The following is a 14751-nucleotide window of genomic DNA, read 5'->3' as shown; positions in this document are numbered from 1 at the left end:
TTTACAAATATGTGTGCGCTTACAAGATACTATGCTACAGTTATATCATTTCTTCAACTTTTAGGCAAAAAATTTCCATTACATTTTCAGAATAATCAAACATTTTAATTTATCCAGATTTTTTATGGTTTTGTATAGTTTTATTGAACTAATTTTGGTAGTCTAATTATAGATAAGATTGGGAAACTATCTATAATGAACATCGATTTTATGATAGACAGGGGTTTTGAAAAGATGAAAAGGGTTGTTTTAATCGGTGGCGGTTATGGGGGAATGAACGCCTTACACCAATTAATTAATAATGGTATACCGAGTGATGTGCAGGTGACAGTGATTGATCGTAATCCATATCATTCATTAAAAACTGAATTTTATGCGATATCTGCAGGTACGAAATCAGACAAGGAAGTTCGCATTGACTTCCCGATACATGAACAAATTACATACATATTTGGTGAAATTGTAGAAATTAACACGGAAAATGAACAGATTCGCCTGAAAGACAATGAAGTACCTGTTGAATATGACTACTTGTTAATCGGTTTAGGCTGTGAAGATAATTATCACGGTATTCAAGGTGCAATGGAATATACCGAAAGTGTCCAAACAATCGCGAAAGCACGTCAGGCAAGCATAAAAGTTAATAATTTGCCTGCATATAGTCAAGTATCTGTTGTTGGTGCGGGTTTAAGTGGTATTGAGGTTGCATCTGAAATCAGAGAAAGCAGACCAGATTTGAATATTCGCTTATTAGATCGTGGTTCATCTGTCTTGTCCGCATTCGATGAAAAAATTCAAACCTATGTAGAAGATTGGTTCCGCAAAAACGAAGTAAAAATCTTACATCACAGTAATGTAGAATTAGTTGCAGAAGGTATCTTCTATAATAATGGTGAAGGTATCGAAAGTGATGTCATCATTTGGACAGCTGGAGTGAGGCCTCATTATTTGGTACGCAGCCTCCCTTTTGAAAAGGATCGTCATGAGAAAATTCTCGTCAATGAATTTTATCAAGTACCTTCCAACCCTAATGTATATGTTGTTGGTGACTGTGTTGCATCTGATTATTCTCCAAGTGCCCAGCTTGCAGGGATTCAAGGGGAACAAATCGGTGATATTCTTGCGGATGTATTAACAGGAAATGAACCACGTAAACCTCGAGAAATTAAGCTGAAAGGACAGCTCGGTTCGCTCGGTAAATCAGACGGGTTCGGAAATATGTACCGTCAACCAGTAACAGGACTTCTACCACGCTTGGCGAAATCCGGTGTTCTTTGGTTGAATAAACGACATTAAAGGAAAAACAGACATGTTGAATAACATGTCTGTTTTTTTATCGCTGATCGTTCTTTCTGAAGAACGAAAAAATATGTAAAAATCTAAAATTCATTGATATTCAAAGAATTTCAAAGTATTTGTTCTTTATAACGATCAAAAAGACGGATTTCCCTCTTTTTTCGGGCTTTTAAAAAAGTATATCTAGATGTACAATGCAATTGTAGTTCTTAATAAAGAACAAAAATATAAAGGAGGATTTATTTATGTCTTTAAAAAAGAAATTAGGTATGGGCGTAGCGTCAGCGGCACTTGGTTTAGCGTTAGTGGGAGGAGGTACATATGCGTATTTCAATGATACTGAAGTTACGAACAATACATTCGCAGCAGGTACATTAGATTTATCAGTTGATCCTACTACTATTATCGATGTAGACAATCTAAAGCCAGGTGATTGGATGAACCGTTCTTTTGAGCTTATTAATGATGGTTCATTAAATATTTCAGAGGTAATTCTTGACACAGATTATACAGTAACGGATGCGAATGGCGACAATGTAGAGGATTTCGGTGATCACATTCGTGTTAATTTCTTCTGGAATGCTGATAAAACTACTTTAGGTCCGCTATCTCCTGATCAGATTGTATTCTTTACGACTCTTTCCGAACTAAAAGATATGTCTCCTGATACGGTAGCAAATAATGTCTTTGTACCATGGCTTGAAGAAAGAGGTGGATTAGAAGCTGGTGATAGTGACACGCTTTACGTTCAATTCGAATTTGTTGATAATGGCGAGGACCAAAACGAATTCCAAGGGGACTCTTTAGAACTTGAATGGACATTCACTGCTAACCAAGAAGCAGGCGAAGCTAGATAATTTTCATGGAAAGGTGAGACAACCTCACCTTTCCAACCTTTATTTATTGCCGTGAATGTATAACCAGCTTGTATGTTCACGAAAATAAATAAATCTTTCCAAGATGGAGGAATGGCTATGAGAAGTACACGAATCATGAAATATCGGAAGAAATATAAAAAGGTAATCATAGCGGTGCAAATAGTATTTATTTTATATGCCGCTTTGTTTTCTATATCTCAACTCACCTCCAATACTAGTGCTTTTTTTAATCATTCGAGTGCAGTAAATACATCGATATCGACTGGTTTTTGGTGGGACGGAAGTGATTTGCTTTTTATTGGAAAAGGGAATCAAAATCTCAATGACTCTTGTCCTCCAGTAGATTTTTCAGTAGACATAAAAAATAATGGTTACAGTATGATTGGCCCAACCAACTATGAAATCTTTTATATCGAGAACGGCAATCCCAAAAATGGCGAAAAAGTATCAGAAGGTAAGTTAGAAGCTATGCAAGCTGACGATGTTACCACGATATCTTATCAAGCTGAAGATGAGGGATTTTATGTAGTAAAAGCCTATCAGCGTCCTGATTATGAAGGGGAATCAGAGGAAGTTATTTGGAGCGAAAAGATAAAAGTGAAATGTCCGGAGAAAGATAAAAAGAATGAGAAAGAAAAACAATCTGATGAGGTTGATTCATTAGAGGGTGAAGATCTAGAGAATGAATCTAGTGAAGAAGATTTAGTAGAGCCAGCAGACAAAGAAACTAAAGAGGCACCTGAAGAAGATAGTAAAGAACAGCCATCATCTAAAGAAACAGAAGAAAAACCAGATAAACCGTCAGAACAAACGGATAATGAAAAGGAAACAACGGTACCTGAGCAAGAAAAGAAACAAACAAGTTCAAGTGAACCTAGTAAGGAAACAGCTGACAAACCGAAGCAAGCAGTAACCAACAAAATAGAAAAAGAAAAACCTGTTGATGCTGAAGAACAGGAAAATTCTCAAGTTAAAAAAGAAGGTGAACAAGAATGAAAAAAAGCATATGGAAACCAATTAAACGCACGATTAGTTTTCTAATTACCGCAGTACTTTTTTTAACATTAGTATTTACCGTGTTTATCACGATCTCATCAAAAGCCTCAGGTGGCGAACCGGAAATCCTGGGATACCAACTTAAAGCTGTGTTATCAGGATCCATGGAACCCGACATTCAAACGGGATCGATCATTGCCGTCAAACCAGGTGGCGATATGACAAGGTTTAATGAAGGGGATGTCATTACCTTCATTAACGAGGATGAGAATTTAATCACCCACCGTGTTGTTGATGTCACCCATAGCGGTGAGCATATCATGTATGAAACAAAAGGCGATAACAATAATGCGCCTGATCCGACCCCGGTTCTGTCTGATAATGTTGTGGCCGAATATGAAGGGTTCACCATCCCTTATTTAGGATATGTCGTCAATTTCGCTCATTCACAAGCGGGTAGTGCCATTTTATTAATTGTACCTGGTATTTTATTGTTAGGTTACGCAGCATTTACCATCTGGCAAGCGATATCTCAATTAGAAGTCAGACAATCTGCTGAGACCAAAGTTAAAGAAACGATTGAACAAAAGTAATATTTTATAACACTCAGAAAAATTAATGCTATATATTCCTTTCGTATAGCTTCCTTAAAAAGGCGGGTGAATTCAATTGAGCAAACCGAAAATAATTTTCAGTGCTATCCTACTGTTTTTCCTTTTATTTGTTCCGATTCTGCAGGCAACTACTAACACGAATATTATCGATCTAGACGGTACATTTAGCGAAAATGGTAATTTGTTTAATCTAGATAATCTAAAACCTGGTGATTGGGCTGAGCGTGAAATCACGATCAGTAATCAGACAGATCACGATATTACTTATGATATTGATGTTCGTTATATAGAAGGATCCGAACTCTTCTTTAAGCAATTATCATTAGAAATCATGCAAGGTGATCAAGTCTTATTTGATGATAAATTAGCCAATTTTTCATTACTTACTGAACTGCCTCTACGAACAAATAGTGAAGAAAAGCTAGGTTTCACTCTAACCTTTCCGCCTGAATCAGGAAATGAATATCAGGGATTAACAACGACCGCGGAAATTATTGTAACAGCTTTCGATGACACTGAGGCCGAAACATCTAGCTTTCCAATCGCTTCTGATAGTCAACCAACAAGTGGTTCATCACTTCCAAGCACTGCAACGGTTATGTTTAACATCCTATTAATTGGTGGGGCTCTATTACTGGTAGGATCGCTTATCCTACTTTATCTCAAAAGGAATAAATTTGCTGAAGAATAGGTTCTATCACCTATTCTTTTTTTGCGCGTTAAGAAAAGTGTAAGGTAGTTATCCTAAGAAATCTGTAATTAGTATAGAAAATAAATAGATAATGTTGTAAAATGATAGGTACATTGTAACAGCTATGTATATTATACTTTATGATCGATAGTAATGATGTCATTTGTTGTGTTCGAGGAGGATGGACGGATGTCTATTGCAAAAATCAATGATTTAATTGTTAACGAGAAATTTGAACACCATTTCCAAGCAATCTATGACTTGCATACTTTAACTCCTATTGGATATGAAGCATTATTGAGAACTGATTTATTTACGAATCCCGAAATTCTCTTCGAAAAAGCAAGTCATACCAATCGATTTTTCGAGTTAGAAATGCGCTCGATAAAAAAGGCGCTTCATTCATTTGATACGATAAATCGGTGTACATATAACAACAAAAATATTCTGATCAATGTTTTTCCTTCTAACCTAGCAGACCCTGATTTTTTAGGTCAATTAAATAAAATATTAGGAGAAACAACACTAGCTGCGAATCAAGTTATGATTGAAATTAATGAATCCGAAATCATTCAAAATGTAGACTATTTTAGCACGACAGTGTATGAATTACAGGAAGAAGGCTATTTAATCGCCATAGACGATGTCGGAAAAGGAGTTTCCTCCCTTCAGGCCATCGTCGAATTACAACCTGACTTTGTTAAAATGGATCAATATTTTGCCAAGCACCTAGCCAAGTCGAGTCGAAAACAGGAAATGGTAAAGTCAATTGTAACTTATTGTTTTAACACGGATACCAAATTTGTTCTGGAAGGCATTGAAATTATGGAAGACTTAGAGATGGCAAAAGCAATTGGCGTCTCTACTGTACAAGGATTTTTATTAGCACGACCAGAGCCATTAGAAGTAATCAGAAAATATGAAATCGATGATTCTGAAGATAACGGCTTTTGCAGCGAAGTAAACAAATGAATCGATTATCGCTCTTCTGGGGATAGCTAGTTCTCTTCCCTGGATATTTCGTTTTGTTCCGGGGATAAAGGCATATATCCCCGGAACAATGAAACTTATCCATGGAACAGAAATACTTATACAACGACTATAAAACACGAACTTGATGTTCGTGTTTTGTCATAAAGCAACTTCTCTTATTAATCTATTCCGATATCATTACTCTTCCCTCTTGTTACTATCATTCCCTTTATCTTGATCTTTAGGGATTTCCTTAGTCGGTTTTTCTTCTGATTTGCCTTTATCTGCTGCTTTTTCCTCAGCCTTTTTTGGTGTTTCAGGATCTCTTAGCTCTTCCTTTTCGGGCTTTTGATTTGGCTTTTCAGGCTTTTCATTTGATGGAGGCTTCTCCATTTTCTTTTGCTTATTTTGATCATTTGAGGGCGAATTCGATTTTTCAGATGGAGATTTTTCATTATTACGTTCTTTATCCCTTTTATGTTTTTCTTCCTTAGATGGAGCTTGTTCAGCATTTTGTTTGTTTTCTTCGCCGTTCTTCTCATTTTTAGACTGCTTTTCACCTTCTTTTTTTGGAACACTAGTACTAGAATTGTGCTTTGACGATGAGTTTTCCGTTTCCTCTTTTGTATTTTTGGCTGCTTCCTCTTTATTTGGAGAAGATGATGACTTAGCACGTTCTGATTTTTTTCTTTCGCTTGCCTTTTCAGCTTCTTTTTCAGCGATTTGACGAAGTTCTTTTACCGACTTATTTTGCACATCTTTAATATCAACTTCAACTTCGTCGTTACTCATTTCTTGGTACATTCGATAAGAATTGACGGAAAGGTCCACCTCTTTTGCCTTCTTATAATAATCTTCATTTTCAACATAAACTTCCATTTCCGCTTCTACATAATTCTCCCCAAGAGAATGATTAAATATTTCTTCCACTGAACGTGAATTATTTGATATGGAATGGTCCTGCAACTCAATCCAGGTCGCTGTAATGATGACAGGCGTATCAGCGGATAAATAGTTATCATTTTTTAGTCGAACAACGATCTCATTAATCACCTTATCGATACCTTGACCTTTCACGTCCAAGTCTTTAATGACACGGTTTGCGTCTTCATTTAATCCCGTTATCTCTATCACATGTAAATCTTCGTCCAGAGATAATTCCATACTTGGATTAATATCCACCGCAAGTAGATAAGCGGATTGTTGCGGTTGAAAAAGAGAAACATTCATAATCGCAAATAGTAAGATTGCAGCTAGTGCTATTAATGGTAATACTTGCTTTCTATTTCCTAACAGTAAAGGGGATTTTTTTACTCGATATGTCACATACTCACCAACAGCTGGAATGTCATGTTGATCATGAGGAACATTACAAAATGTACCATCATCACACATTAGAACAACCTGGTGTTCTTGAACCTCCATGACAACACCTTTGATTTTTTGCTTCACTTTTTCTCCCCCCTTACCTTATTACGTAAAAATGTCTGTAAATTTTTCCATTCAGGATGTAATAAAATAATAATAATAGCGATAATATACTTTCGGTATTTTTCGATTGTTTTGACACGGTAATTGGCTACCTTTAAAAATTCCTTCATCGGAAATTGTTTTCGGTTAAATAATTGTTCGACAAGTTTATCTCTCTGAATAAATTCTTCTGCAATATTCAGTACTTTCTTTCTTGTTCGCTTTTGTTTTGGACTATGTGCTTCTAATTCTTCAAATCGTATGTAAAATTGTGACAATTGATCATCTAAATCAATAATTTCAGAAGCTATATTGCTAATTCGTTGATCTTGATGATACTGTTTTACCGACTCTTTTACACGGTTTGCTTCTAAAAGCTTATCCCCTTTTTTCATCAAGTTTTGATAATGATTTTCTTTTCTGAAAAAATCAATCAATTCGCGATGAATGATTAAATAGACATAGTTTAAAAAGGTTCTACCTTTTTGAGGATCATAGGTGTCAATGGCACGATTAAAGGCAATTAAGGCAATACTCGCCTCGTCATCATTCCATGTTTTAAATTTGTTACATACTTTTCCAACCACACTCAATATATATGGTTGGTAATATTGAATCAACTGTTCTCGACGTAACTCATTGCCTTTCTGTATCTCATTGATGATATGCTCGATGTCTTCTTGCTTCATCTGCTCCTCTCCCTTATCACTACTAAAAAAAGAAAGCTTTACCCTTCAACAGTCTTAAAATATGTAGAAAGATAAAGCATTTCTATATTTAATGTAAGCTATAAATAGCGACGGGTAAAGATATTTTCGAGAATTTTGTCGGAATTTGTTTTATTTTGCAACAACTATTGAATTCCTCGCCCATTTATTGATGATTCGGTTTACCATTTTCCTTTTCTTGCTTTTGACGATTTTCTTTGGCTTTTTTAGCTTGCTTTTTTTCGGCTTCTTCTTCAGCTTTCTCTTGCTTTTCTAGGGCCTTTTCTTCTGCTTTTTTCCGCTTTTCTTGAGCTTTTTCTTTTGCTTTTTCTTTTGCTTTATTAGCTTTCTCTTCTGCATCTTCTATTTTTTCTTGCGCCTTTCGCTCAGCTTTCTCAGCTTTTTCAGCAGCCTTTTGTTGTTTCTTTTCAGCCTTTTCTTCTGCCTTTTGTTGTTTCTTTTCAGCTTTGTTCTGTTTTTGTTCTGCTTTCACAACAGCTTCCGCTTCTTTATCATTTTCTTCCTCAACTTGTTCTGCAGCCGCTTCTTCACGTTCCTCTTGTAATTCTCTTTCTTCTTCTTCTTCTTTTTCTTGCTCTTGTTCATCTTCGTCTTCGTCTGATACAGCTTTTTCCGCTTTCGCTCTTAGATAGTTTTCTTCTGCACGCTTTTGATTTTCAAGCGCTTTTGCGATACCTGCTTTTGCTTCTTCTGGTAAATCTTCACGCTCTAATAAAGCTTGCAGTTTGATTGTACGTTGTTTGGCGCTTTCTCTTAATTCTTCTTCTGATTTATCTTGATCCTCCGCACTTTCTTCTTGATTTTCTTCATCGGAGTCTTCTCCTTGCTCATTTTCATCATTATCGTCACTATCAGGTAATTCTACTCTTTCTACTTCGTCAACCTCTTCATTTGCTTCCTCTTCTGATGCTTCTCGCTCTTCCTCTGATTCTTCTAATTCACTTTCTAAACGCTCCAAATATTCCTCATATTGTTCAATTAACTGTTCTGCTTCCTCGAGATTACCTTCTTCAATAGTTGCTTCTATTTCACTTAAACGATCATTAGCGAACTCATCTAATAATAACGCTCTTTCCATTTGATCCTCTGTTAGTGCAAGCTCTGTTTCCTCAATTAAAATCGATGTATCATATAATTCCTCATCAGGAGTTACCGTTTCCTCTGCTTCATTTGCAAACGCCGTATTCCCTACAAAAAATACACTAATAGTTGCTAGTGATAACCATGTTTTTAATTTCATATCTGCTATTCCCTCCATTTAAAATATAGTAATGCCTTCATTGAATGCATTAATTTGATTCTTGCTTTCCTGATAATGTTGTTCAGGTGTCATATAAGTAAAAATTAATTGGTGTTCCGAACCTTGGTGAAAGTAAACATCCCCACGAATATTTTCTTTTCGGTTCGTAATCAGTGCTATGTAATTCTCATCGTCTTCTATTAATTCTACTTTTTTAGAAAATGATGCTAGTACATCCTTTTTCAAGATATCAATCGTTTGTTCTTTGCTTACGATCGAGACTATTAATCTGGTTGTCCCATTAGAAAAAATCACGTTTTGCTCTTGTTCAGCAGTTGCTTCTTCATCAACCGACCAACCATCAATTTCTTCTATTTGGAAAACGTCATTTTCATACAACACTGCTTCTGTTTCTGCTTGTCCAGCATTGTTATCATCATTTGTAGCATCTTCACCTTGACCACAAGCACATAACATGAACAAACAGGTGATCATCATTGCTCGTTTCAACGTCTCACCTCCATCTTTTTTTCCCACTCTTGGCAGCTGGCTGACATGATTAGCCCCTATAGCTTTGCGTCACTGTTTTTCAACAGTTTTGCCTTTCTCCCTTTTCTACTACCTATACGAAAGAATCTAATCAAAACAGGGGGGAAACTGAAAATTGTTTTAAACGTAATTAACATTATGTCTATTATTTTTAATAGAACATTAACACTTTTTACAATGTATGATGCTACACTAGACTTGTAAAATAATAGATTGGAGGAATGGATGAAATGAAGAAGTTTGTTTCTGTTGTTACGTTGTTGGTGGTTGTTATGTTAGTTGCCTCCCCTTCCCTTGTCGCTAGTGTTCATCTTGATCCGAAAGAAGAAAAGTATGATGACTATGTTGCAGAACTTGTCCAAAAGCAACCAGGCATAACTACTGAAGAAGTGAAAGAAGCTATTGCTTTAGCTGCAGAAGAAACCCGAAAGCCAGAAATGGTTATTGCCAAACAAGCTTTAAATGAACTAAACCAAGCGATCAAACAGGAAAATGCTGAAAAGGATACCTCCATTTCCGTTATGGGCGGAAGTTCCGGTGCCTATAAATTAGAACCTGCCAGAAATAAAGGGGACTTATTCTATACTCCTTCCTCAACATTAGGTATCCAGCACGGTCATAATGGAATCTATCACACTACTACAAATATCGTAGAATCAATCCCTGACACAGGTGTTAGAAAAATAAAATACAATGCACGAAATGTTGAAAAAGATGCTGTTATGCAATCTGTCCAATCCTCGCAAACAAATCGGGATAAAGCTGCTGACTGGGCTAATTCCAGAGTAGGAGTAGATGCATATTCCTATAACTTTGCGACAAACCGCCATACAAGTAAATATGGTGATAAAAATTGCTCAAAATTAATATGGAGTGCTTATATGTTAGAGGCAAATATTGACTTAGACAAAAATCAAGGCTTCGGCGTCTATCCAACAGATATACGTGATAGCTCCTATACTGTTACGTATAACACCATTCAATAAGCTTAGGAGAGTCTATGAAAAATTTTCTACACTATATCGTTTTACTAGTATTGCTCGTTTTGATAGGCGGATGTGGAAATACACAATATGAAAGTATTCATGAATCAATCGGTCTATTATATTTTTCTACCTCTATAGATAAAAGTAATGGCAAAGGTAGTCTCTATACCATCGATTCATCCGGTAAGGTTGCCAATGTATTAGAAACAGAAGGCTTGGAGTTAGGAGAAATATATCATCAAAACGATACAGTGATCGTCAATGATGTATCACACAGTTATCTAATCGATGAAGATATCAGTGAAGAAACGCGAGAACAAAAAGAATATACCGCGATTTTCGCAGATTATATGGATGATGGAGAACGGGTCGAATTATACAACAGTGGATATGATGAAAATGGAACTTATCATTCTCATCTATATTGGGAGCACGAAGGCAAGATGCAATTTCAGGATCTACGCTATTTTATAACGACAGCAGGCATTTATGACGATTCGCTCTATGTTTTAGAAGAAAAAGAAACGGATGAACACATGGTACTACAAGAAATTGTGTTGGATGAGACTGCAGTAGACAATCCATTACTATCATTAGATTATCAAACCGACGAGCTTGTCCCATTAACTGATATGATCGTTACGGAAGAACTAATTTATTGTATTGTTGATATCCAACAGGAATATTCGGTCTTGGTGATCAATAAAGATACTGGAAAAGTCAATGAAAATAACTTTTTGTCATTCGATTCCAATGAGAACATGTCTACCTATTTACCTTATTCCGTCTACAATAGTATTCACTGGTCAGATAACCAATTATTTTTCTTAGATGGACAAGGTAGCTTGTATCAATTTAACAAAGATGGAGTACTAGAAACTACGTATGAGGTACCGGACACAAGTGATGAGAGCCTATATATTTTTCCATCTTGGTCGGAAAATGATTTGTATGTCTTTGAAATGACTGAGACTTCTTCGGTAAAAAAGATAAACTTGAGGGAAATGGATCTGGAGGATGAACTAGAATTAAAGGAAGGTTCATTTTCTGAGATTAGTGAACAGTTTTTGTATGATTTTGAAGTGATCAATGGGTTTTAAGCAAGGGGTGAGGCCTCTTGCTTTTTTATATGAAAATCCGCATTTATATTAGTATATATTCCTCTTACAAGCATTTTAACTTGTACATATTATATGGATATGTAACGGAAAGGAGGAAAACAATTGGCAAAGCAATCAAAACCGATGACAGCGAATTTAGCAAAGCAATTACTTTCCGATAGTAAAGTTTATTTAACGCCTGAGGGTAAGAGGATATTGAATAGTATGGTAAAAAAATAATCTTTTACAACAAGTGTGCACTTTCTAGTGCGCACTTGTTGTTGTCATTATTTCCAATTGGTTCAATAAAAACCCTGTTATCTATTTAATATTTGTTTATTTCATCTAAAAGTTTCCTGATAGTTTTTATTACTTTCCTTGTAAACATAATAATAGTGGCTAGATTATTTATTTTGAAATAATTCGACTATTTCACTATATGCTTTAGGAATTTCTGTATTTCCAACTTCTTTTCTTGTAACATTAAAATGCTTTGGACCTTGATATTTTTCATTTACTTCGTATCCTTGCACTTTCATTTTATAAGCTAAAGATTCATAAATTTTTTCAGGATCTTCACAAAATTCTTCATATTTTACAACTAATTTTTTATTTTTTGGCACTTTTGCTAGTCCCTTTTCTACAGCGCTATTTATACAATAAATTTGACCGGCTGTTTGCTTAACTGGATCGTTAATTTTTTTCAATTCATAATATTCAGGAATTTTAAATGAGTACCACAATTCTCTTGAACCTAGTTGACGTTCTCTAGCTTTAAGTGCTGATTCAATATTTGTATATGGATCTCTTTTAATATAAATAAAAATTGCTTTTTCAAATAATTCATTAAGGAATTCAATATTATAATTACAAATCATTGCTTTTAATGCAAAAGGCTTTTCAAATACATTGGAAATGCCATATAATTCATTGTTAAAAGCATCTATATCTACCTGATCGAATAGGATATCATCAGGTAAATAATCGATATCTTTGAAAGGTAAAAATCTTCTCCAAAAATACCAGAATTCATTTGGAGATATTGCTCCTTTTGTTTTCCCATTTTCAGATACAAAATCAATACTAGACTGAAAATCTAAAATTTCATTTCTGAAATTAAACTTTGGATCCGTAAGCAATCTTTGAATCTTTGCTCCAATTATTGGGGCACCATAAAATCTTGAAAGGAGATTAGATGGATAAGAAAACTGTTTAGTGCTAGCTAGCCACTGTAACATTAATGTACTACCTGATCGCAATGGCCCAACTACAAATATGATAGGATACTTCGTAGCCACATCGGATAGCAATCTTTCTTCAGAACTTCTTAAATCAGAGTTAACTTCATTCAGTAAATCTTCTAAATCCATATTTTTCTCAAATTGTATTTCTCTGATTTCATCAGAAGTTGACATGGAAATGCTTTATCCAAATGTTTATAAGTTTCTGGCCAACTAAAAGGGAAATCTTGGAAAACGTTAGCTGTTTTACAATAATCTATTATACTTTTAAAATCATTCTCCAAATAGTTTATTAATAAGTTCTCAGCAACTCGTTGATTTCCTACATCAAACCCTAAATCCTCACAGGCTTTTCTTATTGACGTTGTTCCAGTTTTATTTTGTCCAATACAAAATATTTTACAACCTTTTCCCATAACTTGTACTACACATCCTATTTTTTATTCTTATAGTAATTTTGCATTATCTACAATTCTTTGTTTTAAAAATTCAATTCTTTTTAATAACATTTTATTATATTTATAATCTGTAAACTCGTTAAAATTATAAAGCATCTTAATATATGTCAATGTATGATCTATATATTTGAATGGATTTAATTTCACATTTCTAGTCCAAGATCCATTTATACCTTTTCTATAAACGGACATTGTTTTATCGATATAGTATACTTCACCCTTCGAAGCACATAACAATACTAATGGAATGTCTCCATTATTATTTTCTTTATAAAATTCAGGTAATTGTTCTACTAATTCTCTCCTAAAAAGCAAGGATGACGTGTGTGGCATTCCTTCCCCTTGAATAATTTTCTCTACTGGTATAGTCGAACTGTTAGACATTAGTTGAATCGTATAATCTTGTTCACCATCTATATAATTTTTTACCTGTGTAGCATGCGAACATAGTGTATATCTTTCATTATTTTCTAGTATTTCTACCTGTTTTTTTAACTTTACAATATCTATCCAAAAGTCATCCCCTTCACATAATGCAATGTATTTCCCCTGTGCTTCTGGTAATAGATATGCCCCGAACATTGGTATATTTGTTATTGGTTTTTGATTTGTAGAATGATAGATTCCTCTTATAAGTTTCGGATATTTCTGTTCGTATTTCTTCACTATGTTTGGAGTATTATCTGTCGATGCATCGTCAAGTATAATAATTTCCATATCAAAGTCAACATCTTGCATTAAAAAGCCTTTGATCGCATCCTCAATAAATTTCCCATGATTATAGGCTAAACAACATATACTTACTAGTGGTTTCATTCCTTAACATCCTTTATTATCTTGTCTTCAATTCTTCATTATCCACTTGATTCATAATTGCTTCCGCTATTTTCCAATCTTCTTCCCAATCAATATCCAGGCTCTCTATCGTGGATGTTTCATAAAAAAGTGGGCGATCACCTATTCTATCTTTTCTTTCATGATATACATTAGTACTTGCGAGAAATATTCCGCTGTTAATTTCATATAATGGCGAAATAGTTTGGGTTCTCGGCCATTTCTCATTTGTATAATCATAGTTTATCGGCCCACCTTCATTCCATATAAAACCATTAATTGCAGATACTGTCATCAAAGAATCGTAATGAGTCTTTAAACCAGCAGCATATTCAGCTATCGCCTTTTTATATACTTCTTCTGTAATAAATGGAGATGTTACATGTGTCCACAAAATGTGTCCTTCCTGTACAATCTTTCCAGCATATTCTATTAACTCATCCGTGCTTGTTTTACTAGAGCATAATCTATCATCTCGTAAATCAACTATTAAATTTGATATATCAAGGTTCGTAGCATAATTGATAATTTCCTCATCATTTGTAGATAAAATAATCTCATCTATTTCTTGAATTTTTGCCAATTGTTTTAATTTTATTTCTAAAAGTCCATATTGATAGCTACTAAAGGGGCGAATATTTTTATTAGCAATTCGCTGACTTCCTTTTCTACAAGGTAAGAAACATGTTATTTTCACG

The 14751-nt window shown here is 34.7% G+C and carries 15 protein-coding genes and 1 riboswitch; of the genes, 8 read left to right on the top strand and 7 right to left on the bottom strand.

The window, feature by feature from the left end; genetic code table 11:
- Positions 1-234: 234 nt before the first annotated feature.
- The 6 genes from GHT08_RS00940 (at position 235) to GHT08_RS00915 (ending at position 5447) form a co-directional block, all read left to right on the top strand.
- A complete protein-coding gene (locus GHT08_RS00940) occupies positions 235-1296 on the top strand; it encodes an NAD(P)/FAD-dependent oxidoreductase (protein ID WP_163579014.1) in 1062 nt (353 codons plus the stop codon).
- A gap of 245 nt (positions 1297-1541) precedes the next feature.
- Complete coding sequence (locus GHT08_RS00935; protein WP_163579013.1) at positions 1542-2153, top strand: CalY family protein; 612 nt, start codon at positions 1542-1544, stop codon at positions 2151-2153.
- Between the two features lie 117 nt (positions 2154-2270).
- Positions 2271-3170 carry an amyloid fiber anchoring/assembly protein TapA gene (gene tapA / locus GHT08_RS00930; protein WP_163579012.1) on the top strand — a complete coding sequence of 300 codons (900 nt, stop codon included), beginning with the start codon at positions 2271-2273 and terminating at the stop codon, positions 3168-3170.
- On the top strand, positions 3167-3763 hold the full coding sequence (gene sipW / locus GHT08_RS00925; protein WP_163579011.1) for a signal peptidase I SipW: 597 nt from the start codon (positions 3167-3169) through the stop codon (positions 3761-3763). The genes tapA and sipW overlap by 4 nt, the downstream gene beginning before the upstream one ends.
- A 76-nt stretch (positions 3764-3839) precedes the next feature.
- Positions 3840-4475, top strand: coding sequence for an LPXTG cell wall anchor domain-containing protein (locus tag GHT08_RS00920; RefSeq protein WP_163579010.1), 636 nt, complete (start codon positions 3840-3842; stop codon positions 4473-4475).
- A 189-nt stretch (positions 4476-4664) separates the two neighbouring features.
- Entirely contained in the window at positions 4665-5447 is a 783-nt protein-coding gene (locus GHT08_RS00915) for an EAL domain-containing protein (RefSeq protein WP_163579009.1), read from the top strand.
- 198 nt (positions 5448-5645) lie between these two features.
- Here the strand turns inward: GHT08_RS00915 and GHT08_RS00910 are convergent, their stop codons facing one another.
- From GHT08_RS00910 to GHT08_RS00895, 4 genes are all read right to left on the bottom strand, one after another.
- Positions 5646-6899, bottom strand: coding sequence for an anti-sigma-I factor RsgI family protein (locus GHT08_RS00910; RefSeq protein WP_163579008.1), 1254 nt, complete (start codon positions 6897-6899; stop codon positions 5646-5648).
- Positions 6896-7606, bottom strand: a complete 711-nt coding sequence (gene sigI, locus GHT08_RS00905) for an RNA polymerase sigma-I factor (protein ID WP_163579007.1) — start codon at positions 7604-7606, stop codon at positions 6896-6898. Before sigI ends, GHT08_RS00910 begins: the two co-directional genes overlap by 4 nt.
- Before the next feature lie 184 nt (positions 7607-7790).
- The gene (locus tag GHT08_RS00900) at positions 7791-8885 is read right to left on the bottom strand and encodes a DUF5667 domain-containing protein (RefSeq protein WP_163579006.1); all 1095 of its coding nucleotides are present in this window, start codon (positions 8883-8885) and stop codon (positions 7791-7793) included.
- Between the two features lie 18 nt (positions 8886-8903).
- Positions 8904-9395 (bottom strand): hypothetical protein, encoded by a 492-nt coding sequence (locus GHT08_RS00895; protein ID WP_163579005.1) that lies wholly within the window; start codon positions 9393-9395, stop codon positions 8904-8906.
- A 28-nt stretch (positions 9396-9423) separates the two neighbouring features.
- Positions 9424-9498, bottom strand: a riboswitch (cyclic di-GMP riboswitch).
- Positions 9499-9664: 166 nt separating this feature from the next.
- Between GHT08_RS00895 and GHT08_RS00890 the strand changes: the two genes are divergently transcribed.
- Entirely contained in the window at positions 9665-10420 is a 756-nt protein-coding gene (locus tag GHT08_RS00890) for a hypothetical protein (RefSeq protein WP_163579004.1), read from the top strand.
- Between the two features lie 14 nt (positions 10421-10434).
- The gene (locus GHT08_RS00885; RefSeq protein ID WP_163579003.1) at positions 10435-11520 is read left to right on the top strand and encodes a hypothetical protein; all 1086 of its coding nucleotides are present in this window, start codon (positions 10435-10437) and stop codon (positions 11518-11520) included.
- A 404-nt stretch (positions 11521-11924) separates the two neighbouring features.
- Here the strand turns inward: GHT08_RS00885 and GHT08_RS00880 are convergent, their stop codons facing one another.
- The 3 genes from GHT08_RS00880 to GHT08_RS00870 form a co-directional block, all read right to left on the bottom strand.
- Positions 11925-12935, bottom strand: a complete 1011-nt coding sequence (locus GHT08_RS00880; protein WP_202882517.1) for a sulfotransferase — start codon at positions 12933-12935, stop codon at positions 11925-11927.
- 272 nt (positions 12936-13207) lie between these two features.
- Positions 13208-14035: a glycosyltransferase family 2 protein gene (locus tag GHT08_RS00875; protein WP_163579002.1), complete on the bottom strand. Its 828-nt coding sequence runs from the start codon at positions 14033-14035 to the stop codon at positions 13208-13210.
- A gap of 16 nt (positions 14036-14051) precedes the next feature.
- On the bottom strand, positions 14052-14750 hold the full coding sequence (locus GHT08_RS00870) for an acylneuraminate cytidylyltransferase family protein (protein ID WP_193568270.1): 699 nt from the start codon (positions 14748-14750) through the stop codon (positions 14052-14054).
- Between the last annotated feature and the right edge of the window lies 1 nt (position 14751).

Source organism: Gracilibacillus saliphilus, from assembly GCF_010994085.1.
Classification (GTDB): domain Bacteria; phylum Bacillota; class Bacilli; order Bacillales; family Amphibacillaceae; genus Gracilibacillus; species Gracilibacillus lacisalsi.
The sequence above is the reverse complement of the archived record's forward strand: the minus strand, read 5'-3'. Positions and strand labels throughout refer to the sequence as shown.